At 50.5% G+C, this 21990-nt stretch carries 19 protein-coding genes; 2 read left to right on the top strand and 17 right to left on the bottom strand.

Annotated features, from left to right (window positions below; genetic code table 11):
* Window positions 1–45 precede the first annotated feature (45 nt).
* The 3 genes from DPQ25_RS08790 to DPQ25_RS08780 all read right to left on the bottom strand — a co-directional run bounded on the left by DPQ25_RS08790 (window position 46) and on the right by DPQ25_RS08780 (window position 2861).
* Complete coding sequence (locus DPQ25_RS08790) at window positions 46–1215, bottom strand: cation diffusion facilitator family transporter (protein WP_112332800.1); 1170 nt, start codon at window positions 1213–1215, stop codon at window positions 46–48.
* A gap of 81 nt (window positions 1216–1296) precedes the next feature.
* Complete coding sequence (locus DPQ25_RS08785; protein WP_177576961.1) at window positions 1297–1824, bottom strand: FumA C-terminus/TtdB family hydratase beta subunit; 528 nt, start codon at window positions 1822–1824, stop codon at window positions 1297–1299.
* A 113-nt stretch (window positions 1825–1937) separates the two neighbouring features.
* On the bottom strand, window positions 1938–2861 hold the full coding sequence (locus tag DPQ25_RS08780; protein WP_112332799.1) for a magnesium transporter CorA family protein: 924 nt from the start codon (window positions 2859–2861) through the stop codon (window positions 1938–1940).
* A 402-nt stretch (window positions 2862–3263) separates the two neighbouring features.
* Between DPQ25_RS08780 and DPQ25_RS08775 the strand changes: the two genes are divergently transcribed.
* Window positions 3264–4979 carry a B12-binding domain-containing radical SAM protein gene (locus DPQ25_RS08775; RefSeq protein WP_112332798.1) on the top strand — a complete coding sequence of 572 codons (1716 nt, stop codon included), beginning with the start codon at window positions 3264–3266 and terminating at the stop codon, window positions 4977–4979.
* On the opposite strand, the gene DPQ25_RS08770 is transcribed toward DPQ25_RS08775, so the two are convergent.
* Complete coding sequence (locus DPQ25_RS08770; RefSeq protein WP_112332797.1) at window positions 4961–5896, bottom strand: D-alanyl-D-alanine carboxypeptidase family protein; 936 nt, start codon at window positions 5894–5896, stop codon at window positions 4961–4963. The genes DPQ25_RS08775 and DPQ25_RS08770 overlap by 19 nt on opposite strands.
* Before the next feature lie 196 nt (window positions 5897–6092).
* Here DPQ25_RS08770 and DPQ25_RS08765 point away from each other — a divergent pair, with 196 nt between their 5' ends.
* Entirely contained in the window at window positions 6093–6821 is a 729-nt protein-coding gene (locus DPQ25_RS08765) for a hypothetical protein (RefSeq protein WP_112332796.1), read from the top strand.
* Window positions 6822–6951: 130 nt separating this feature from the next.
* Here the strand turns inward: DPQ25_RS08765 and gltA are convergent, their stop codons facing one another.
* The 13 genes from gltA to DPQ25_RS08700 all read right to left on the bottom strand — a co-directional run bounded on the left by gltA (window position 6952) and on the right by DPQ25_RS08700 (window position 21971).
* Entirely contained in the window at window positions 6952–8346 is a 1395-nt protein-coding gene (gene gltA, locus DPQ25_RS08760; RefSeq protein ID WP_112332795.1) for an NADPH-dependent glutamate synthase, read from the bottom strand.
* Window positions 8339–9187: a sulfide/dihydroorotate dehydrogenase-like FAD/NAD-binding protein gene (locus tag DPQ25_RS08755; RefSeq protein ID WP_112332794.1), complete on the bottom strand. Its 849-nt coding sequence runs from the start codon at window positions 9185–9187 to the stop codon at window positions 8339–8341. The genes gltA and DPQ25_RS08755 overlap by 8 nt, the downstream gene beginning before the upstream one ends.
* Before the next feature lie 322 nt (window positions 9188–9509).
* Window positions 9510–10064 carry a DUF1836 domain-containing protein gene (locus DPQ25_RS08750; RefSeq protein WP_112332793.1) on the bottom strand — a complete coding sequence of 185 codons (555 nt, stop codon included), beginning with the start codon at window positions 10062–10064 and terminating at the stop codon, window positions 9510–9512.
* A 3-nt stretch (window positions 10065–10067) separates the two neighbouring features.
* Window positions 10068–10916 carry an AraC family transcriptional regulator gene (locus tag DPQ25_RS08745; RefSeq protein WP_112332792.1) on the bottom strand — a complete coding sequence of 283 codons (849 nt, stop codon included), beginning with the start codon at window positions 10914–10916 and terminating at the stop codon, window positions 10068–10070.
* A 292-nt stretch (window positions 10917–11208) separates the two neighbouring features.
* The gene (gene hisE / locus DPQ25_RS08740; RefSeq protein WP_112332791.1) at window positions 11209–11538 is read right to left on the bottom strand and encodes a phosphoribosyl-ATP diphosphatase; all 330 of its coding nucleotides are present in this window, start codon (window positions 11536–11538) and stop codon (window positions 11209–11211) included.
* A complete protein-coding gene (gene hisI, locus DPQ25_RS08735; protein ID WP_112332790.1) occupies window positions 11535–11879 on the bottom strand; it encodes a phosphoribosyl-AMP cyclohydrolase in 345 nt (114 codons plus the stop codon). The genes hisE and hisI overlap by 4 nt, the downstream gene beginning before the upstream one ends.
* On the bottom strand, window positions 11880–12602 hold the full coding sequence (gene hisA, locus DPQ25_RS08730) for a 1-(5-phosphoribosyl)-5-[(5-phosphoribosylamino)methylideneamino]imidazole-4-carboxamide isomerase (protein ID WP_112332789.1): 723 nt from the start codon (window positions 12600–12602) through the stop codon (window positions 11880–11882).
* Window positions 12603–12701: 99 nt separating this feature from the next.
* Entirely contained in the window at window positions 12702–13274 is a 573-nt protein-coding gene (gene hisB / locus DPQ25_RS08725) for an imidazoleglycerol-phosphate dehydratase HisB (protein ID WP_112332788.1), read from the bottom strand.
* Window positions 13271–14320, bottom strand: a complete 1050-nt coding sequence (gene hisC / locus DPQ25_RS08720; protein ID WP_112332787.1) for a histidinol-phosphate transaminase — start codon at window positions 14318–14320, stop codon at window positions 13271–13273. Before hisC ends, hisB begins: the two co-directional genes overlap by 4 nt.
* A 30-nt stretch (window positions 14321–14350) precedes the next feature.
* On the bottom strand, window positions 14351–15634 hold the full coding sequence (gene hisD / locus DPQ25_RS08715; RefSeq protein WP_112332922.1) for a histidinol dehydrogenase: 1284 nt from the start codon (window positions 15632–15634) through the stop codon (window positions 14351–14353).
* 64 nt (window positions 15635–15698) lie between these two features.
* Window positions 15699–16331 (bottom strand): ATP phosphoribosyltransferase, encoded by a 633-nt coding sequence (hisG, locus tag DPQ25_RS08710; RefSeq protein ID WP_112332786.1) that lies wholly within the window; start codon window positions 16329–16331, stop codon window positions 15699–15701.
* A 13-nt stretch (window positions 16332–16344) separates the two neighbouring features.
* Window positions 16345–17541: an ATP phosphoribosyltransferase regulatory subunit gene (gene hisZ, locus DPQ25_RS08705; protein WP_112332785.1), complete on the bottom strand. Its 1197-nt coding sequence runs from the start codon at window positions 17539–17541 to the stop codon at window positions 16345–16347.
* A gap of 71 nt (window positions 17542–17612) precedes the next feature.
* Window positions 17613–21971, bottom strand: coding sequence for a PolC-type DNA polymerase III (locus DPQ25_RS08700; protein ID WP_407928161.1), 4359 nt, complete (start codon window positions 21969–21971; stop codon window positions 17613–17615).
* Window positions 21972–21990: the final 19 nt, after the last annotated feature.

Raw genomic sequence — 21990 nt, 5'->3', positions numbered from 1 at the left:
GCCCCTAAAAGGCTACCGGATTTTTGTTGTACCTATTCGCTTGTATTACGAGCCATACAGATGGTCAACGGTAATTACCCCAAAATAAGTGGGGTTCAGCTCCTGTAGTTTTTCCTCCAGCAGGTCGCAAATCTCCTTGTCAGTATATCGAAATTCAAAGGGGACACAGATGTCAAAAATTAAATTTGAGTGCGATTTTCCCCAGACAACTCGAAAATCGTGCATGGTAATTTCCTCAGAAATCGAGGTGATTATTCCCTCCACCTGATCTCTCAGGTGATTTGTTTTTTCATCGTCCATCACAATCGGATCCATATGAATAACCATATGAATACCATCCTGCTTCAAAAAATCACGTTCAATGTTATCAATTATATCATGGCTGACCAGGATGTCCACATCCGCAGGCACTTCGCAATGAACGGAGGCAAAGCAGCGCCCTGCTCCATAGCTATGAATATTCAGGTCGTGAATACCCACAATTCCTTTATACGAATGAATTTTTTTATAAATTTTATCCACCAGCTCCTTTGAGGGGACGGTCCCTAACAGCGGGTCGCTGGTGGATATAATGACCTTAACCCCTGTAACAATAATTAAAACTGCAACCAAAACGCCCAGGTATCCATCCAGATTGAAGTGAATCAGCTGCGACAGCAGCAAACCGATCAATACTGCACCTGTTGAAAACACATCGCTGAGGCTGTCAGCTGAGGCCGCCGACAGGGTCGGAGAATCTATCGCCTTTCCCATTTTTCGGTAAAACAGCCCCTGCCAGACTTTGATCAGGATGGATACAGCCAGCGCTCCCAAGGTAACCCAACTGAACACAGCTGCCTCAGGATGAAATATTTTATCAAAAGAGGATTGCAGCAGCTGAAACCCGACCAACAGTATTACAAAGGAAACCGCAAGCCCGGATAAGTACTCCATCCGTGCATGGCCATAGGGATGTTTCCGGTCGGCCGGTTTCCCCGACACCTTGAAGCCCACCAGCGTCACCACAGAGGAAGCAGAATCTGAAAGGTTATTAATGGCATCCGCCACAACCGCAATACTGCCAAAAAACAGCCCGACCGAAACCTTTATGACAAACAGCAGCAGATTGGTGATAATCCCCACTATACCGGAGAGCTTCCCATAGCGCTCCCGGACTCTGGCATCCTGCGTATTTTGATAATCCTTAATAAAGAGCCTTACCAATAAATTACTCATAAAAAACCAAGCTCACCTTTTCGTATGTACTCAAGTTGTAAGCAATCCCAAGGGCATCCCTTAAATAAATAGATACTAACTCTACCGGAAGAGCGTCCCTCCCTGACAATCGATGCCGACAATCAGCGGGAATTTTTCAACGCGGAGCTCCTTAACGGACTCACAGCCAAGATCCTCAAAGGCAACGACACGAAGAGAGCGGATGCTTTGCGCCGCCAAAGCGCCCGCCCCGCCCACCGCACAGAAATAAACGGCGTTATTGCGGCAAATCGCGTCTTTTACCGCCGCAGATCGGTCTCCCTTTCCAATCATCGCCTTAAGGCCTAGGTCCAGAAAGCGCGGCGTAAAAACATCCATGCGCGATGACGTTGTCGGGCCGCACGAACCGACCGGCAGGCCTGCAGGCGCCGGAGTAGGGCCTGCATAATAAACGACTGCGTTCACCAGGGGAAACGGCAGCTGTTCGCCCCGGTCCAGCATTTCGTTCAATCGCTTGTGCGCGGCATCACGGGCCGTGTAAATGGTCCCCGAAAGATAAACGGTGTCCCCGGCGCGCAGCTGCTGCGCAGTCTGTTTAATTTCTTCCGTACAAACTGAAATTCTCTCCATTTTGACTTCCTCCATCATCCTTTACCGGCGCTTTATTCTATGCGCTGAAATAAAAAATATGCGCCCAAGCAAAATACAAAACAGGGAGCTGCCGTGCAGTTCCCTCTCTGTTATCAAAACATATCCTTTTTTCTCAAAATTAAGAACGCGATAAACATGCATACTCCCGCAAGGGCAAGCGGGAACCAAAAATGCGGCATCGGCAGCCCATCTACGTTCATTCCGTAAAAGCTTGAAATAACGGTCGGGATAGAAATAATCAACGTAATAGACGCCAGCACCTTCATGACAATATTCAAGTTATTGCTGATAACCGACGCAAACGCATCCATGGTGCCCGACAAAATGTTCAGGTAAATGTTACTCATCTCAATGGCCTGCTTCACTTCAATCAGCACATCCTCCAGCAAATCCTGATCCTCATCATAGAGCTTGATTGCCCGGCCGCGCATAATCTTTTCAATTGTAATCTCGTTCCCTTTGAGTGAGGACGAGAAGTAAACCAGGGATTTTTCAATATCCAGCAGTTGAATTAGTTCCGCGTTCTTCATCGATTTGCGGAGCTTGCGCTCTACAGAATTACTCACCTTATCGATTTGCTTCAGGTACTGCAAATAGCGATTTGCAATCCGGAACATCAAGTGCAGAATAAAACGCGTTTTCAAGTTGGTCTGTACCCCGCGAACCACGCCTTCTGCAAACTCATCGATAATTGGATTTTCATCGTTCAGGACAGTTATTACATTTTTTTCGGTAATGATAATGCCCAGAGGCGTTGTGTAATAGACGATATTTTTACCGTTTTTATCAATCACCGGAATATCGATCACAATTAAAGTGTTACCGTCTTCCATGTCGATATGGGAAGATTCCTCTTCATCCATCGCCGCACGAAAAAAATCAGGTTCGATGCCAAAGTCCCGAATTAAACCATTGATTTCATCCTCCTGAGGAGCGACGCAACTAATCCAGCAGCCGGGTTCACAGGCTGAAAGCTTCGTGATACGGCCATCAACCGTTTTTAAATAAGATAGCATTGTGCTCATCTCCTATTCTATTTTTCATCCATCGACCGCCGCATAAAGGGTCAGGGTTCACAATGCCACCTCCTTTTTTATCCGTCTTATGAAACACAGACCGCAGCCGCGCAACGCCATACGCCCCGGGCTACAGTTGCATACATAAGTAAAAAACGCGCGCAACAACACAGCGTGCTTTTACTCTTTATTCATTATAACACATAAAACGACGATTTCAAGAGATAGGCAAACATTTCTGGTAGTAAACATATTTTTTCGCTTGCCACGGCTCTAAACGTGCTTAAAAAGCCCAAATCAACCTTTTTTACAGCCTAACACTTTTTAGCATACCCACTGCTTGATGTTTTTAGGCCGGCATGGTATAGTGATAAAAGAATTTGTAAAGGAACCCAAAACATCATGAAAATTTTACTGACTGCAATCAATGCAAAATATATTCACACCAATCTGGCACTGCGTTCCATTCGCGCCTACATCGGCCAATATGGTTTTTCTGCAACGCTTTCCGAATACACCATCAACCAGCCGTTTGACGATATTCTCGCTTCGATTTACCTGCAAGCACCCGATGTAGTTGCATTTTCCTGCTATCTGTGGAACATCAGCCTTGTACGCCGGCTTTGCGTGGAGCTAAAAAAGCTGCTGCCATCCCTGCATATCTGGCTTGGAGGCCCCGAGGTTAGCTACAATAGCAGCAGCTTCCTGCGGGAGAACCCAGCGGTTGATCTCGTCCTCATCGGTGAAGGCGAGGAAACCTTCCGGCAGCTTTTAAGCAGCTTAAATGAGGGCGGCAATCCTACAGATGTACCGGGGATTGCCTACCGGGCAAGCGGAGCCATATATCAGACCAACCCCGCAAAACCAATGGACCTGGCCGCGCTGCCCTTTGCCTACGAGGACTTAAGCGCCGTTAAAAATAAAATCCTCTATTTTGAGACTTCCCGCGGATGCCCTTTTCATTGCAGCTATTGCCTCTCTGCCCTCACGCCTGGGGTCCGCTTTGTTCCCTTGGCACAGGCCTGCAGTTTTTTACGCCGTTTTTTGCAGGCTGGGGTCCGTCAGGTAAAATTTGTGGACCGAACTTTTAACTGTAATCCGGCACATGCGGATGGAATTTTGTCCTACCTGATTCAGAACGACAATGGTGTTACCAATTTTCATTTTGAGATTGCCGCCGACATTTTGGCAGATTCCACAATCGCCTTGATCCAGTCGGCCCGCAAGGAGCTCTTTCAATTTGAGGTCGGTATCCAATCAACTTGTGCGCAGACCCTAGAGGCGATTCACCGTAGCTGTAACAACCGTCTTGTTTTTCAAAAGGTCGGGCAGCTGCTGGCCCCTGGTAACGCCCACATTCATGTGGACCTTATTGCCGGGCTGCCGCTAGAGGATTATCAGCGCTTCGCCCGTTCCTACGATGAGGTTTTCGCACTGAAGGCAGACATGCTTCAGCTGGGTTTTCTCAAGGTGCTGAAGGGATCCGCCATGGAAATGGAAGGGAGGCGTTACGGCATTGTTGCCCAGGAGCAAGCGCCCTACGAGGTTTTACAGACAGATGTATTATCTTACAGTGATTTACTGCGCCTGAAACAAATTGAGGTTCTGAATGAACGCCTGCACAACAGTGGGCGTTTTCGGGCCTCACTGTCCTACTTGCTGAATAAAACGGCTTCTCCCTTTCATTTTCTCGAGGGTTTTGCTGTGGAATTAAGCCGTCTGGACCGCTGGGGGAATACCTGGGGTAAATATGACCTCCACTGCTATTTGTATGAATACGCCCAAATTCTCTGGCCTGGGGAACACGACCTAATATGGTATATGCGCCACGACCTGTTCAGCCGGGAGAATGCCAAGGGAATCCCTCCTCTGCTCAACCAATCTCTTTATGTATATTATCGTGCCGCAATAGAAGCTTACCGTAGGGCTGAAAAGGGTCATTCGTCTGTTTCAAAGAAAAACAGCCATATAGAAATATATCCCTTCTCCCCTATTACCGGAGAAAAGGGATTATGCGCCCTGCTTTATCAATATGGCGATTCCAGTGTTGAAATGGACAACATTACTGAACAGCTGTTCCCGGAACAGGCGCCCGCTACTCAGCAAAAGCCGTTATAAACAGCAAAGGCATCCGTGATATTGAATTGCTCTGTTGCATGATTTCCCGGCGCACCTGCTGTAACCAGAATATAGGCCTCCCCGTCTTTCTCGGCCAAGCTAGCCAAGCAAAGGCCAGATTGATCGGTAAAACCTGTTTTGCCGCCCAATATTTCTCCCTGTGAAAAGGCAGCGGTGTCCATCTCCTTAAACATCGTGCTATAAAACGTCATTCCCTGTGGGTGCAGCTGTGTTGGTGTGGTTGTGTAGCTTTTTGCGGTAAAAATGGCGCGGAAGGACTCATTGTTCAATGCATAAGACAATAAGAGAGATAAATCATACGCAGTGGAATAATGTTCTTCATCATAAAGGCCCGTGGTATTTACAAAATGTGTATCCTTCATTCCCAAATCCTTTGCCTTCTGGTTCATCAGGGCGGCAAACGCAGCCTCAGACCCCGCAATATAATCGGCCATCCCCTCGCAGCACTCCGCCCCGGAGGGCAGCATCATACCGTACAGCAAATCTATAACCGGCACACTTTCACCCGGTTGAAACCCGGCCATCGAAGCATTTTCCGCCTGCAGGCGTTCGAACATCGCCGGAGAAAGCTGCACCTGCCGGTTTAAATCGCTTGCATTTTCCAGGCAGACAATGGCTGTCATCATCTTCGTCAGAGAGGCCGGATACAAACGCTCCCGGCTGTTTTTTTGCAGCAGTGTCTGTCCATCACTCAGTCTTACCAAGATCATATATTTACTATAAAACGTATTCCCGTCGATGCTCTCTGTCGTACCATTTCTCCAAACAGTCGTCTCACGGGTATCGAGCTTTTCCCCCAGCTCGTTCCAGCCAAAAAACACTGCTAAGCAGAGCAGTAAACCGCAGACCGGAATCCATCTTCGTTTTTTTCTAACAGGTTTCCTTTGCCTTACCATATTCAAACCGTCCTCATTTCTCCGCTGGATTGATTACCCCGCACAAATGGCGGTATGGCTTATTCCGCCTGAATACAGAGCATCTGTATTCTACATAAATATTTTTTCTCTTGCCTTACAAAAATCTTAGTTCTTTCTTAAAATATTAATTTACCAGATCCTTTCCTTATTATCCCTGTTTTTAGGAGTAAACAGCATGAATACAAAAAATTTTGAAGAATTGTGCATGCAATACGGGCTCCGTGGAAAAAACGGCATCGGTACCCTGGGCGAAAAGGGCATTCATGCCGTCTTAAAAAATTATTATCAGCCGGATGAAACACTGCACGAAATTCACATTGGCCCTTATGTAGCCGATGCCGTCACAGGTGACGGCATGATTCTCGAAATCCAGACTCAGGCATTCTCGTCCATGAAGAAAAAGCTGGATGCCTTTTTAAATTCCTATGAGGTCACAATAATCTATCCTGTTGCTTCTGTCAGATGGGTTTCCCATTTTGACCCTGAAAGCGGCGTGTTAAGCGGACGCAGAAAAGACCGGCGCCATGCGGATGAATGGCAGATTTTTCAGGAACTAATGTCTATTCGTGAATATTTACGGCGTCCCAACCTGCACTTTCTCATTGCTCTTTTGCAAACGGAGGAATACCGCATGAAAGGCGACCGGCGAAACGCGCGTTATGACCGGCTCCCCACCGCGCTGCTCAAGGAGGTAGGCATTTTTTCTTTACGCGACTATGCACATTTTTTACCGAACAGTCTTCCCACACCGTTTACCACCACGGATTTAAGCCGTTGTGCCGGCGTCTCCAAAGCCGACGCGCAAAAAGCCCTATATACTCTGAATTGGGCTGGCGCCGTGGAGCGAACCGGGAAACGCGGCAACAGCTATCTCTATATTAAAAATCCAACTGTGCCCGGGTAGCTTGCCTGCTGCCTCACCGCCCGTCAGGCTTAAACTCCCAGCCTGTTTATTATAAAGAACCCTCTGGTCTGTGCCAGAGGGTTCTTTTCTATCTTTTTGTTCCAGCTAAAGCGCATTTACGTTTTTATCTTTAGCAGCCCTTATTTTGAATGTATGCATCAATCGAAGCAGCCGCCTTTTTTCCGCCGCCCATGGCCAAAATAACAGTCGCCGCACCGCTAACCGCATCGCCCGCAGCAAAAACGCCCGGCCGCGTTGTAGCCATTGTTTCCTCGTCCACCAGGATGCAGCCTTTCTTATTGGCCTCCAAGCCATGCGTATTGCTGTAAATCAATGGGTTGGGGCGGTTTCCAATAGCGATGATTGCGCAATCCACATCGAGTTTAAAGTTAGATCCCTGCTTCTCAACCGGACGGCGCCTGCCGGAAGCATCCGGCTCGCCCAGCTCCATCTCCACGCATTCCAAAGAACAGACCTTGCCGTTCTCATCCCCGTGAATCTCCACCGGATTGCACAAGAGGCGGAAAATAACGCCTTCCTCTTTCGCATGGTGGATCTCCTCGTTACGGGCAGGCATTTCCTCCTCACTGCGGCGGTAGACAATATAAACGTTTTCCGCACCCAGCCTTTTTGCTGTTCTGGCAGCATCCATCGCGACATTTCCGCCGCCGATAACCGCAACGTTCTTCGGGCGGACAATCGGCGTGTCGTATTCCGGACGGTAGGCCTTCATCAAATTGACGCGCGTGAGAAATTCATTTGCGGAGTAGGTCCCAACCAGGCCCTCGCCCGGTATGCCCATAAAATTGGGCAGTCCTGCGCCGCTGCCAATAAAGACCGCCTCAAAGCCCATTTCAAAGAGCTCGTCTATCGTAAGAACCTTTCCAATAACCATGTCGGTGTTAATGGTAACCCCTCGGTCACGTAATCCCTGAATTTCTTTTTGCACAATTTCCTTCGGCAAGCGGAATTGAGGGATTCCATACATCAGCACCCCGCCGGCCGTATGCAGCGCTTCAAAAATTGTCACACTGTAGCCCTTGGCTGCCAAATCACCCGCGCAGGTAAGGCTCGCCGGACCCGCGCCGATAATAGCCACCCGATGACCGTTTGATTCCTTTTTCTCCGGCTTTTTGACGCTGTGCTGCATATGCCAATCTGCCACAAAGCGCTCCAGGCGCCCAATCGCAACCGGCTCACCTTTAATGCCACGCACACACTTGCTCTCACACTGCGTCTCCTGCGGACAAACACGGCCGCAAACCGCCGGAAGAGAGGTCGCTGTCGTCAGCACTTCGTAGGCGGCCTCAAACTCGCCTTTGGCCACATGAGCAATAAACTCTGGAATCGGGATATTAACCGGGCAGCCAGTAACACATGGCCTGTTCTTACAATTCAGGCAACGTCCGGCTTCATTGATCGCCATTTCCTCGGTATACCCCAGTGCGACCTCATCAAAGTTCTTGTTGCGCACATTGGGCTCCTGCTCAGGAATCGGCGTTTTCACCATGGACATATTAGGCATTGGAAGCACCTCCCATCAGACGGCAATTTTCTTCGCGCGCCGCTTCTTTCTCAAGTTCAGCGTAAGTTCTGGAGCGCTTGATTGCCTCGTCAAAATCCACCTCGTGGCCGTCAAAATCCGGGCCGTCTACACAGGCAAACTTTGTCTCGCCGCCGACAGTCAGGCGGCATCCGCCGCACATGCCGGTTCCATCGATCATAATGGAGTTCATGCTGATCATTGTCTTGATCCCGTACTCCTTAGTCAATGCGCAAACCGCACGCATCATCGGCAGCGGCCCAATAGCGACGACAAAATCGTAGCCGGCGCCGGCCTCTATATTTTTCTTCAATGCGTCTGTCACAAAGCCCTTATGTCCGTTAGAGCCGTCATCCGTCATTAAATATAAATGGTCGCTCGCCGCGCGCATCTCATCCTCTAAAATGATGATGTCCTCACTGCGGAAGCCGGCAATCATATCGACCGCCGTTCCAAGCTTTTTCAACGCCTTTGCCTGCGGGTATGCAATGGCGCAGCCTGCGCCGCCGCCAATAACAGCCGCCTTATGGTAACCCTCCAGCTCGGAGGCCTTTCCCAAGGGCCCGATAAAGTCTAAAATAGCGTCGCCCTCATTAAGCGTATCCAAAAGCATGGTGGTTTTGCCAACCTTTTGAAAAATAATAGTGACGGTTCCCTTTTCGCGATCGTAGTCCGCAATGGTCAGCGGAATCCGCTCTCCGGTTTCGTTGACACGTAAAATAATAAACTGCCCCGCCTGAGCCTTTCTGGCTATGTAGGGAGCCTCGACAACCATTAGAGTCATCGTGTCGTTCAGCCTGCGCTTTCCTACAATTGGAAACATACTCGATACATCCCTTCATTCTATAGCGCTCGTCGTTAAAAACCATATGGTTCAGTGACAACCATTCAACATATATAAGCAGAGCCATGTTACAAAGAACGCCCTGCTTGAAAAATGTCATTGCGAGGCGAAGCCCCGTAATGACATTTTTCAGTCTTAAATGGCGTATGCCGCTTAAAAAATATTATACCGTGAAATTCATTGAAATTCAAGCTGGAATCGAAAAAACGGCGAATTTGCAGAAATCCCCGGCTAAAACCCCTGATATTCCGGCAAATCATAAATTGCGGCCGTTAGGGCTCTTCACGCCTTAAACAGCCACTTATTTTTTCTCTTCACCGCCGCTGCGTCCCTCATATAATGCACTCAGGATATGCTCTGCCGCTGAGCGCCGGGCCGCCGCCTCAATGGAAAGCTCCATGGCCAAACGGATTAAATCTGCGTTTTTTTCACCGTCTACCTGCGTTGTCACCCGGCTTGAAATCTCCTTTAAAACCGCTGTCTGCGCCTTGCAAAAATGAAGATAGACGTCTTTTTCCGGCGCCTCCTTCAACAGCAATTGAAGAAGGGTAGAAATATCGGGAATGGACAGAACAGGCTTGAGAACGCAAATCATCGTCAGCAATGCCAAATGCTCCTTGGCATATTTCTTCTGCTCCGGCCTGGGAAGCACGCCGTCCTTCACATAATTATTAATCATGCTTGAAGTCAGCAGCCCGTCCTTCCCTTCCCGTTTGAACAGGTCGAGCTGTTTGTCCATAAAGGTCAAAACCTGGTCCATATACAAATAAATCTCAGGCATGCGCTCCCATTCCAACGCCTCATATTCACCAACTGCTTTTTCCCATTGGGAAAGCTTGTTCATTGTCTCATCCATGAATTACTGCTCCTCCTTCTTCGTGCGCTCCTTTGACAAATATTGGCTTGGGGGAACACCCTGGTATTTTTTAAAGACGCGTGAAAAATAAAGCTGATCAGAAAAGCCGGTGGAGTAGGCTACCTCACCCACTGAAAACCGACCGGTTTCAAGCAGTGCAACCGCCTTTTGAATACGGTGACGGGTAAGATATTCGTTCGGAGAAATGGAGATATGGTCCATAAACAACCGGTACAAATGGCTTCTGCTGATGCCGGCGCTCGCCGCCACCATATCAATTCCAATATCCCTGGAATAGTTGCACTCTATAAAATGTACCGCCTTTTGAACGTATTCGTATCCTTCCGTATGAACGGAAGCCACCGAGCCGTACTGATCCATCAACGCAGCCAAAAAAAGTAAAAGCCTTGCCTGCATTCTGGCCTCGTCCCCGGGCAGAGAGGCCGATGTATTACAGATTTCCTGCAGAGCATCTGGTATTTCATGGTTCTCTCCGAAATGAAATACCGGCTCTTCTTCCGAGATCCCGGTCTGAAGAATCCAGCGTTTGGCATCGCTCCCGTTAAACCCCACCCAGCAATATTCCCAGGGGTCCTCGGTATTCGCCTGATAGGTGACAATCCTGTCCGGCACCACCAGGAAGCCATCTCCCGTTGCCAGTTGCCTGCTCTGCCCGTTAAAAGTAAACGTACCTTTACCCTTCGTTATGCAATGAATTAAAAAATGATCCCGCAGAGCCGGGCCCCAAGCATGACCGGGCCCACAGCGCTGAATACCGCAGTTGTAAACGGCGAGTCCCAAGGTGTTGTGGAAGGGCATCTTAAAAGAACGACGGAACTTATCCTCTGCCATATAACCGCCCCCCAAATTAATTTTTACTAGCGTTTTCATTACCAGCTTAATTCTACTCTATTATAAGAGCCCCTGACACTGAATGCAACGAAAATTTATATGAAACCCTTCTTTAATGTCCGGGCTTTTTTGCTTCTGCCGCACGGACACATCCCGCGCTCCTTGTCCCCAATCCGATCAAAACCTGAATGCAGAGGCGCTGTACGGCGCCCCCAATGTACCGAAAAGGCCGGTGCAACGAAAAATCACAGGTGCAGCCATACACCCATGATTCACGTACAGAAGCATTCCCCTATGAATTTTTATCCACTTGGTGAAACTGCTTCAAATTGCCTGTTTTTTTGCTGCGCTTTTCAAGTTCAGCCTCAACATCGGCCAGAGAAATTCCCTCGTTAACCATTAATACCGTCAAATGATAAAGCAGATCCGAAATTTCCAGAACCGTCTCTTGATTATCGCCATTTTTCGCGGCAATAATAACTTCACTGCACTCTTCGCCGCACTTTTTCAGAATTTTGTCAAGGCCTTTTTCAAACAGATAACAGGTATAGGAGCCTTCCTGTTCTTCTGCTTTTCTCTGTTCAACCGTTTGATAAAGCTCTGCTAAAACATTCTCTTTCATTCCTGCTCACCTTTCCCGACAATTCGATTAAAAAAACAGCTGTGGCTGCCCGTATGGCAGGCCGCTCCGGTTTGCTTAACGGTTACCAGAAGCGTGTCCTGGTCACAGTCTCCATAGATGGACACAACCTTTTGCAGATGGCCGGAGGTTGCGCCTTTATTCCAGAGCTCCTTGCGTGAGCGGCTGTAAAACCAGGTATAACCGGTTTCAAGTGTTTTTTGAAAGGATTCCCGGTTCATATACGCCAGCATCAGCACCTCTCCGCTCCCATCCTCCTGAATAATTGCGGGGAGCAACTCGGATTTTTGAAAATAACCGTCTATAAAAGCATATGTTTCCATTCAGGCCACACCCCTTCCAATTGCAACAGCCTCATCCAGATTTAGGTCACCCGTATATAACGCCTTGCCGCAAATGGCGCCGTACAGGTTCAATCCAGCCAACGCCCTGATATCGTCTGCGGAACTGACGCCGCCGCTGGCGATTACCCTGCAAGAAACCGTGTGCTCCAATTCCGCCAGCATCTCGATATTGGGGCCAGTGAGCATTCCATCCCGTGAAATATCCGTAAAGATTAAGTACTGTACGCCGATAGCCTCCATTTGCTTTGCAAGATCCAGATAGGAAACATCGGAGGTTTGTGTCCAGCCCTCCGCGGCAACAAACCCGTTTTTGGCGTCGATGCCCACAGCGACCCTCTCCCCATATTTTCGGACCGCCTTTTTCACCAAGGCAGGATCTTTCAACGCTGCAGAACCAAGGATTACCCGAGAAACCCCCTGTGACAGGTAAAAATCAACGGTCTCCATGGAACGAATCCCGCCGCCCAGTTCAACCTTTAAGCGGCAGCTGTTTAAAACCTGCATCAGCAATTCGGAATTGACTGGCTCTGTTGCTACCGCCCCGTTCAGATCCACCATATGAAGCCACTCCGCCCCGCTTTTTTCAAAGGCCTGAGCCACCGCGACGGCATCTTCCGCTACCTTATGAGCGGTTCCGTAGTCGCCGCGCACCAGACGGACGCACTGCCCGTCCATTATATCAATCGCCGGGAGTATAATCATATCTTTTCCTCCGCTTTTTACTTGTTTCAATTAAATTTAAAGGTATGCGCCGGTTTCTGCTTCTTTCTTTTCATTCAGGAGGGCAGAAAATCCTCTTTTTTATAAAACGCCTTTAGTGGACAGAAGCCCCTCTTTAGGCGCCAACGCCAACCGCAGCGCGTGTGCGCAAGCCTTGAATACTGCCTCTACCTCATGATGGGCATTTTTTCCATACTCTACCCGTACATGCAGGGTAACCGCGGCATTCGCCGCAAAGGCCCTAAAAAATTCCTCCGTCAGACAAACATCGTACTGCCCACAGACAGCCTGGGAAAATGCTGCCCGGAACTCCAGGAAAGGGCGGCCGCTCACATCAACCGCCGCAAAAGCCAGCGCTTCATCCATCGGTATGTAGAAACTACCGAAGCGTGCAATACCGGATTTATCCGCCAAAGCCTCTGCGAACGCCCGGCCAAGCACAATCCCTGTATCCTCTACCGTATGGTGTCCGTCAACCTCCAAGTCCCCCTGTACTCGAACCCTGAGCCCGAAGCCCCCATGTACAGCAAAAGCCGTCAGCATGTGGTCAAAAAAGCCGATTCCGGTAGAAATCTCCACGGCGCCCCCTGCGGGGTCCAACTCAAGCGCAATATCTGTCTCCCTTGTTTTTCGGGACAACCGAACAGCCTTCATACTAAAGCCTCCTCGAAAGCGGTCAAAAAAGCGGCGTTTTCCGCCGGGGACCCTGCTGTTATACGCAAATAATCCCCCATAAAGCGGACGGCAATTCCCTTTTGCAGCAGCGCCTCAAAAACAGCCCTGCTCCGCTTCATTTTCACAAACACAAAATTAGTGCAGCTCTCAAATAGTCTCATTTCACTGGGGTATCGAAGCTCCAGTTCCTTCAAGCGCTGATAAAGCGCATGCTTTGAAGCTAAAATTTCCTCGCGGGCCGCCTGCTCCCACGCCCGCTTTCTTAAGGCCAGCACACCGAGTGCCTGAGTCAGGGCATTGACATTATAAGGGGATTTTACCGCTCTCAGCGCATTCGTAATGGTTGGGTTGGCAACTGCGAAGCCCAGGCGTATTCCCGCCATGCCCAGTGCTTTTGAACAGGTCCGCAGAATCAGCAGGTTATCATAATCTTCTACCTCCTGCAGCAGGCTCTGATCCCAGAAATCCATGTACGCCTCGTCCAGAACCACCAACGCTGGAACTGAACGCACCAATTTTCGAACATCCTCCTTTTTAAGGCCCAGCGAGGTTGGGTTGCAGGGATTGGAAAAGAGTAGCAAGCGGACCTTTTGTTCGCAAACCGCCCGAATAAGCGCGTCGGTATTTATTTTTAAGCCGTCATCTTTATGAAAGCAAATCACCTCCGCCTCAGACAGCGCCGCATAAAAGCGGTACATGGAAAAGTCTGGTTCCACAGTCATGGCTCGCTCTCCACGCATCAGAAAAGCGGTGCAGATCATGGAAATCAACTCATCTGAACCGTTCCCAGCCGTAACCAGTTCCGGGGACAGGCAGTAAGCCTCGGCAAAGCTTTGGCAAAGCGCCGATGCGAGCGGATCGGGATAACGGTTATAAGGAATTTGCTGAACCGCCTCCGCCATTTCAGCAAGCACCGAGTCCGGAAGCGGCAGAAAGGACTCGTTGGCATCCAAACGGATGGCATAATCTCCTGAAATTGGGTCATAGGGCTTTAAATCCCTAATTTTTTCATTGAGCTGATACATTTCCCCTCTTCCTTTCCTGTAGAAGCACGCTCAGTCCTTTTGGCGAACCCGAATAGAGTTTGCATGAGCGGTTAGGCCCTCCGCTTCCGCCAGACGGACAATATCATCGCCGGCGGCCTGAAGCGCCTCCTTCGTGTAGTAAATAAAGCTCGATTTCTTTATAAAGCTGTCAACGGAGAGCGGTGAGAAAAAGCGCGCCGTCCCGCTGGTGGGCAAAACGTGATTTGGCCCGGCATAGTAGTCGCCGAGCGGTTCCGGCGCATAATTTCCCAGGAAAACCGAGCCGGCATTATTAATTCTGCCGATGTACTCCATCGGGTTTGCGGCGCAAACCTCCAGGTGTTCCGGTGCGGCCTCATTGGCTAACGCGACAGCCTCTGCCATGCTCTCACAGACAATCACCGCGCCGAAATCGCGGATAGAACGGCTGATAATCTCATTTCTAGAAAGTCCTGCCGACTGCCGCTCCAGCTCTGCTGCCGTCTGCTCCGCCAAAGCTACGGAGGTGGTCAGTAAAATAGCGGAAGCCATGACGTCGTGTTCCGCCTGGCTCATCAGGTCTGCAGCCAAATAGACCGGGTTTGCCGTTTCGTCGGCCAACACCAAGATTTCGCTGGGGCCTGCGATCATATCTATATCCACTGTTCCGTAAAGCTGTTTTTTGGCTGTTGCTACAAAGATATTGCCAGGGCCGACAATTTTATCCACTTTGGGAATGCTGTTTGTACCAAAGGCCAGTGCGGCCACTGCTTGAGCGCCGCCCATTAGGAATACACGGTCTACGCCGGCCACCAGCGCCGCTGCCATGATGTCTGGATTGGGAATCCCGTTTTTCGCCGGGGTCGCCATGACAATTTCCCGAACCCCGGCAATCTTGGCCGGAATCGCATTCATCAGTACGGAAGAGGGATAAGCCGCCGTACCGCCTGGGACGTAGATGCCGACACGTTCCAGCCCACGGATGCGCTGCCCCAGAATAACGCCGTCCTCCCTGGTCTCCAGCCAGCTTTGCTGCTTCTGACGGGCATGAAACTCACTGATGTTTTTTGCTGCCCGCCGCAGTGCCGCCAAAAAATCAGGGTCGCAGGTATTACTGAGGCGTTCCATCTCCTCGCGGCCAATCTCCAGCTGCTCCGGCACGCCGCCGTCAAAGCGGAGCGAATACTCCCGGACGGCTTCGTCCCCCTTTACACGGACCTTTTCGATGATTTGAGATACCGCAGCCTCCACTTCCTTTCCGGTTTCCCGGCTTCTCTGTTTAAGCTGCTCCAAATAACAACGGCCCTCCACGGCGTTTGAAAAGATTTGTATCATCACTAGGCAGCGGCTCCAGCACTCGGCGGAGCTCGCCTTTTCTCCCCTTTCCAAAATACTTTTTTTACTGCTGATTTGCCCGCTCCAATTGATCCAACAGCTGTTCAATTTCCTGCTTCCTTAGCTTAAGGCCGGCGGTATTGACAATCAATCTTGCCGATATATTACAAATGGTTTCCACGACCTCGAGCCCATTTTCCTTCAGAGTAGATCCGGTTTCTACAATGTCTACAATCGCATCGGAGAGCCCAAGCAGAGGCGCTAATTCTACCGACCCCTCTATTTTGATAATACGGACATCCATGCCGCGGCTTTCAAAAAAACTGCGGGCAATGTTCGGGTATTTGGTCGCAATGGTCTTTGCGGAGTAGCCGGACCAGAAATCCGCCCCCTTTGGCGCGGCCACTGCAAACCGGCAGCGGCCGAAGCCCAGGTCCAGCACCTCATAATAGCTGCCGCCATACTCCGTAATGGTGTCCTTGCCGACAACACCCAAATCGCAGACACCGTGCTCCACATAGGTAATGACATCCGCCGCCTTCGCCAGAACGACCTCATATTGTCCGCTGCCGACGGGCAATATCAGCTTGCGGCCTTTATTTTTAACCGCTTCACAATCCAGGCCGATCTTTTCCAACAGGGCTACCGTGTCTTTTTCCAGACGGCCTTTCGTCAGCGCAATTCTTAATGGCTTCATTTTACTTCGCCCCTCATTTCATTTCTGCTTTTTCAATTTGCCTCCCCACAAAATCCACACGGGCTATTCCCTGCTGGCGCGCGTACGCCAATGCTGCCGGACGGTCATCACAGAGAGAGTTTTCACACTTCAAGCCCTGCTCTACCAGCTCCGCGGCATAAAGCATCGCCCGGACCTCACAGCCGGGCTCCGCATGAACTAGAACGTCGATGCTGGTTTTTTTATGAAGTTTCCCGGCGCTCAGAAGGCCTTCGGCAATCGCATCCACATTGATAGAAAAGCCGATGGCGGGCATGGGCATATCAAAACCCGCGAGCAGGTTGTCATAGCGGCCGCCGCGCAGAATCGCCTCGCCGCAGGCCTCTGTGTAGGCACTAAATACAATGCCGGTATAATAGTCGTTCCTCTGCACCAACCCTAGGTCCACAATTAATTTATCACCCAGGCCAAGCTCCGTCAGGGCCTTATAAAGATCATGGAGATAGGAGAGCATCTCCTCCGACTGCGGGTTGGTGCAGAGCGGAGCCGCTTGCTCAAAAACATCCTCCCCGCCGAAGAGGCGCGGCAGGCGGCGCATAGCAGCCACTGGTAAAGAGGGCTCTAAGCCGTCCAATATAGTATTAAGCGCCGCATAATTCTTCGCTTCAATGCTCAGACGGATATCCTCACGCAAATCCGCGCTGATGGGAAGTTCAGAGGCAATCGCTCGGAAAAAGCCCGCGTGCCCCAGCTCCAGCCGGAAATCCGGCAGGCACTTTGAAAGACACTCCACCGCCGTCACAACTGTCTCTAAATCCGCTCTACGGCCGGCCGCGCCCAAAAGCTCGACCCCTGTCTGCATCACCTCGTCGCTGCGGCCCGTCAGGCTTGGGTGGTTGCGGCACACCGTCTGCGTATAATACAGCCGCACTGGCTTAGGCAGGTTCTGCAGGCGCGTAGCCATCAGACGGGCAATCGGCATGGTGGAATCCGGCCGCATTACAATTAGCCGTCCCTTGTGATCCGTCATTTTATACATGATTTCAGGCGCAATGCCCGAGACAGCCGGATCAAATACGTCATAAAACTCGAAGCCTGGGGTAACCACCCCATGAAATCCCCGCGACTCAAACACACCCGAGAGCAGCTGCTCTACCTCTTTACGGGCCGAACACTCCTCAAACAAAAGGTCCTTTGTACCCTCCGGTGTTACTTTATTATATTTTTTCATCGGTCCTTCACCGCTTTCGCTTTAGTACGCTAATATAATAACAAATTAAACTATTCTTGTCAACCAATAATTTAAAACAGGGTCATCTGCGAACTGGCCGGCAGCCCCTTGAGCGCCCCGGCTTCCTGCAGCGTTTCGATAACCGCCTTGGAGACCTTGCTGCGCGTCTGCAAGTCGTCAATAGAGATATATTCTCCACCGGCCCTCGCGTCAGCCAGGCTCTGAGCAGCCGCCTCCCCGACGCCGGACAGCGATGAAAAGGGCAGCCGGACTTTCCCGTCCTCCACCTGGTAACGCTTGGCATCGGAAAGATAAAGATCAACCGGCAGAACCTCGATGCCACGGGCCAGCATTTCATTGATAATCTGGAACGTAGAAAGCGCAGCTTCTTCTTTGGCAGAGGCTTCCTTACCCTTCATTGTAATTTCCTTCATTTTCCTGCGCACCGCCTCATGTCCTTGCATGACGACGGCACCGTCAAAATCTTCTCCGCGCACGGTAAAATAAGCGGCGTAATATTCGACCGGACGATGCACCTTATACCAGCCGAGCCGTAGAGCCGAGATCATGTAAGCCGCCGCATGCGCTTTAGGGAACATGTATTTAATTTTCAGGCAGGATTCGATATACCATTCCGGCACGTTATGTTCCCGCATAGCTTTTTTATGCTCATCGGTCAAAAGCACCGGGGCTTTACCTTTACGGGTGATTTCCATAATCTTAAACGCCATTTTCGGCTCCAGGCCCTTGAGCAGCAAATAGGTCATAATGCTGTCGCGCGTACCAATTACATCGGAGATGGTACAGGTACCGCTTTTAATCAAATCCTGTGCGTTACCCAGCCAAACATCGGTTCCATGTGAAAGGCCGGAAATCTGCAGCAAGTCCGAAAACGTCTTCGGCTTTGAATCCAGCAGCATTTGACGGACAAAGGGCGTCCCCAGCTCCGGCAGGGAAAGTGTTCCTGTTTCGGAGTCAATATCTTCCGGTTTGACACCGATTGCTTCCGTTGAATTGAACAGTGACATGACCTCCGGATCGCTCATGGAAACATCCATCACCGGGATGCCGGTATACTCCTCCAGATAATGATAGATCGTCGGGACATCGTGCCCGAGTTCGTCCAGCTTACAGATGGTATCATGGATGGAATGAAAGTCAAAGTGCGTAGTGATATTATCCGAGTTTTGATCATTTGCAGGGTGCTGTACGGGGCAGAAATCATAGATCTCATAGCCCTTTGGCACCACTACCATGCCACCGGGATGCTGGCCGGTCGTCCGTTTGATGCCGGTGCACCCCTGCGCCAAGCGCAGCTCCTCGGCACGGTGGTAGACAACGCCCTTTTCCTCCTCATATTTTTTCACATAGCCGATAGCCGTTTTATCCGCTACGGTAGCGATGGTGCCGGCCTTAAACACGTGGTCCTTACCAAAGAGCGTCTCTGTGTAGCGGTGCGCACCGCTTTGATATTCGCCGGAGAAGTTGAGATCGATATCCGGGGTTTTATCGCCGTCAAAGCCGAGGAAGGTCTCAAACGGAATGGTGTGGCCATCCCTGTTATAATCCGTTCCGCAGACCGGGCATTTTTTCGGCGGCAGGTCAAACCCGGAGCCATAGCTGCCGTCTGTAATAAATTCACTATGCTTGCACTTAGGGCAGATATAATGCGGTTCCAGCGGATTTACCTCTGAAATACCGGACATACTGGCAACAAACGAGGAGCCCACGGAGCCGCGGGAGCCCACCAGGTAGCCATGCGCCTCTGAATCGGCTACCAATTTTTGCGCCGTCATATACAGCACTGAAAAGCCATGCTTATTGATGGAACTCAGTTCCCGGTCCAGCCGTTTCTGCACAATCTCCGGCAACGGGTCGCCATAAACCTCTTTGGCCCGCTTCCAGCAAATGGAATTAAGCTGCTCCTCTGCCCCCTCGATAAACGGCGCATAGGTCCCCTCCGGAATTGGGCGGATTTCCTCCGTCATGTCTGCAATGAGATTGGAATTTTTTACAACGACCTCATAGGCTTTTTCCTTGCCCAGATACTCAAATTCCTTCAACATCTCCGCCGTTGTGCGTAAATAGAGCGGCGCCTGCAGGTCCGCATCCGAAAAGCCCTGGCTGGCCATTAATATTTTCCGGTAATCCGCATCCTTAGGGTCTAAAAAATGGACATCACAGGTCGCAACCACCGGCTTGTTCAGCTTTTCTCCCAGCTTAACAATGGTGCGGTTGAACTCCTTGAGTTTTTCCTCATCCGGCACCATACCCTCCCGAACCATAAAAGCATTATTGCCCAAGGGCTGAATTTCCAGATAATCGTAAAAATTAGCAATCTGGCATAGTTCCTCCCACGGCTGCCCGTTGAAGACAGCTCTGTAAAGCTCTCCCGCTTCACAAGCGCTGCCAATCAACAGCCCCTCGCGATATTGCATTAAAACGCTTTTGGGTATTCGCGGCTTTTTAAAGAAGTAATTCAAGTGGGACAGAGAAATCAGCTTATATAAATTCTTCAGGCCTACCAGGTTTTTCACCAGAATAATTTGATGGTAGGTGCGTAATTTTTTATAATCGCCGCCGCTCAGCGAGGTGTTGATGTCCTGAACCGTTTGGGCGCCATAGTCCTCCTTCAGGCGTGTAAGCAACGCCGCAAAAATTTTCCCGAGAACGGTGGCATCGTCACTGGCCCGATGATGGTTGAAGGGGTCCAGCTTCAAATATTTAGCTACCGTATCCAGCTTAACGTTCTTAATATCTTTCAACAGCGAGCGGCACATCGGAACCGTGTCGATATAGGTATACGGAAAATCCATCCCATGCCGTTGGGCCGCAATTCGAATAAAGGAGGTGTCAAAATCCGCATTATGAGCAATCAGCACTGCGTTTTCACCGCAGAAATCATAAAAAGCGCGGATCGCCTCTTTTTCCTTCGGAGCTCCGGCCACCATTGCATCCGTAATGCCGGTGAGCTCGGTAATTTTTGCAGGTATGGGCTTTTCCGGGTCGACAAAGGTGTTAAAGGTCTCGACAATTTCACCGCCCCTTAACCGGACCGCACCGATTTCTGTAATCCGCTCCTGATTTGGGCTGAGGCCTGTGGTCTCGATATCAAAGGAAATAAATTCATCCTCCAGGCCCCGGACGTCTCCGCCTTTAACGGCGGGAACCAAATCATTGACAAAATAAGCCTCTACGCCATAAATAACCTTAATATTACCGCCCTTGGATTTTATCTTGGCCGCGGCATTCATAGCATCCGGAAACGCCTGTGCCACTCCGTGGTCCGTAATAGCCACAGCCGGATGCCCCCAAGCTGCCGCCCTGGCGATCAGGCTGCCAGCGGCGTTTACGCCGTCCATGCTGGACATATTGGTATGTAAATGCAGCTCTACACGTTTTTCGGAGGCTAGGTCCTTGACCTTAACCTGCTCCACTGTTGCGATGCCTCTGGGCCTAAGGACCACCTCGCGGTCATACTTATCATATTCCACAATGCCGCGGGCAATGATGCTTGTCCCAACGCTCAGTGTATCCAGCTGGCGGCACTGGTTGGCATCCTGCAGAACCTTGAGTGTCATTGACCCGGTGTAATCCGTTATATTGATAGAATAGATTTTCCTGCTCTTATCACGTGTTACTTTCGTTTCCAAAGCAAAAATCTCACCCCAGATGATGGTGCTGCCAATATCCGGTGTCACCTTCTCAATGGGAACCGGCGCCCCTTTACCTACCTTGCCATGAATATCCCTCGCCGTTTCCGGAAGTATCGCCGGCATAAGCGTAGCACCTTCGCGCACCTCAACTTCCCGGCGGCTCTTAGAGGCAACCGCATGCTGCGCCGGCTTAGCCTGGCCGGCGGGCGAAGGACCTTTCGGCTTCGCCCGCTCCTGCGGTGCAAACGCAGCGGGCGAATAACTGCCAGCGGACACCGGCTGTACCCTTTCAGCCTCCACCACACCGTCAAACTCAATCTGAACCAGCAGGCCAAATTCCTCTTCAACCAATCGCTGCAGAAGGCGGTCCACATGGCGGGCCCGCAAAAGCGCTTCCCCGCCATGCCGCAGGGTTATCCGCAGCCGTTCCCCTTCAACCCGGGCCTCTGCCTCTGTAAAGGAACCATTGATACTGGAATCCTGCTGCTTGGCGCGCCGAACTAGCCCCTCAAAGCACTCGGCGGAAAATACAGCCGGGGGGAATTTGGGGCGCACCGTTACCCGGTCCAGCTTTAATTTTTTGCAACCCAGCAATTCCCTTTCCGCCTGTATAAGCGCAGCGTCATCAACCAGCCCGGCAAAGGACAGCCCCAGCGTCAAGCGGCGCTCCTCTGCCTCAATCTGCAGCTGATGAATTTTGCTCTCAAGAATGGAGGGCGAAATCCGCCCAATATCCATATAATTTGCAAAAAAATCCCCAAATGTCCGCTCCATTATTCCAAGCTCCAAACTC

The sequence above is a fragment of the Hydrogeniiclostridium mannosilyticum genome (assembly GCF_003268275.1).
Lineage (GTDB): Bacteria > Bacillota > Clostridia > Oscillospirales > Acutalibacteraceae > Hydrogeniiclostridium > Hydrogeniiclostridium mannosilyticum.
Note: the sequence above shows the minus strand (reverse complement) of the source record. Positions and strands in the feature narration are given on the sequence as shown.

What these genes read in the sequence shown, in the direction of transcription:
- DPQ25_RS08790 (WP_112332800.1), bottom strand. Translation starts at nt 1,215, where the DNA reads ATGAGTAATTTATTGGTAAGGCTCTTTATTAAGGATTATCAAAATACG.
- DPQ25_RS08785 (WP_177576961.1), bottom strand. Translation starts at nt 1,824, where the DNA reads ATGGAGAGAATTTCAGTTTGTACGGAAGAAATTAAACAGACTGCGCAG.
- DPQ25_RS08780 (WP_112332799.1), bottom strand. Translation starts at nt 2,861, where the DNA reads ATGCTATCTTATTTAAAAACGGTTGATGGCCGTATCACGAAGCTTTCA.
- DPQ25_RS08775 (WP_112332798.1), top strand. Translation starts at nt 3,264, where the DNA reads ATGAAAATTTTACTGACTGCAATCAATGCAAAATATATTCACACCAAT.
- DPQ25_RS08770 (WP_112332797.1), bottom strand. Translation starts at nt 5,896, where the DNA reads ATGGTAAGGCAAAGGAAACCTGTTAGAAAAAAACGAAGATGGATTCCG.
- DPQ25_RS08765 (WP_112332796.1), top strand. Translation starts at nt 6,093, where the DNA reads ATGAATACAAAAAATTTTGAAGAATTGTGCATGCAATACGGGCTCCGT.
- gltA (WP_112332795.1), bottom strand. Translation starts at nt 8,346, where the DNA reads ATGCCTAATATGTCCATGGTGAAAACGCCGATTCCTGAGCAGGAGCCC.
- DPQ25_RS08755 (WP_112332794.1), bottom strand. Translation starts at nt 9,187, where the DNA reads ATGTTTCCAATTGTAGGAAAGCGCAGGCTGAACGACACGATGACTCTA.
- DPQ25_RS08750 (WP_112332793.1), bottom strand. Translation starts at nt 10,064, where the DNA reads ATGGATGAGACAATGAACAAGCTTTCCCAATGGGAAAAAGCAGTTGGT.
- DPQ25_RS08745 (WP_112332792.1), bottom strand. Translation starts at nt 10,916, where the DNA reads ATGGCAGAGGATAAGTTCCGTCGTTCTTTTAAGATGCCCTTCCACAAC.
- hisE (WP_112332791.1), bottom strand. Translation starts at nt 11,538, where the DNA reads ATGAAAGAGAATGTTTTAGCAGAGCTTTATCAAACGGTTGAACAGAGA.
- hisI (WP_112332790.1), bottom strand. Translation starts at nt 11,879, where the DNA reads ATGGAAACATATGCTTTTATAGACGGTTATTTTCAAAAATCCGAGTTG.
- hisA (WP_112332789.1), bottom strand. Translation starts at nt 12,602, where the DNA reads ATGATTATACTCCCGGCGATTGATATAATGGACGGGCAGTGCGTCCGT.
- hisB (WP_112332788.1), bottom strand. Translation starts at nt 13,274, where the DNA reads ATGAAGGCTGTTCGGTTGTCCCGAAAAACAAGGGAGACAGATATTGCG.
- hisC (WP_112332787.1), bottom strand. Translation starts at nt 14,320, where the DNA reads ATGTATCAGCTCAATGAAAAAATTAGGGATTTAAAGCCCTATGACCCA.
- hisD (WP_112332922.1), bottom strand. Translation starts at nt 15,634, where the DNA reads ATGATACAAATCTTTTCAAACGCCGTGGAGGGCCGTTGTTATTTGGAG.
- hisG (WP_112332786.1), bottom strand. Translation starts at nt 16,331, where the DNA reads ATGAAGCCATTAAGAATTGCGCTGACGAAAGGCCGTCTGGAAAAAGAC.
- hisZ (WP_112332785.1), bottom strand. Translation starts at nt 17,541, where the DNA reads ATGAAAAAATATAATAAAGTAACACCGGAGGGTACAAAGGACCTTTTG.
- DPQ25_RS08700 (WP_407928161.1), bottom strand. Translation starts at nt 21,971, where the DNA reads ATGGAGCGGACATTTGGGGATTTTTTTGCAAATTATATGGATATTGGG.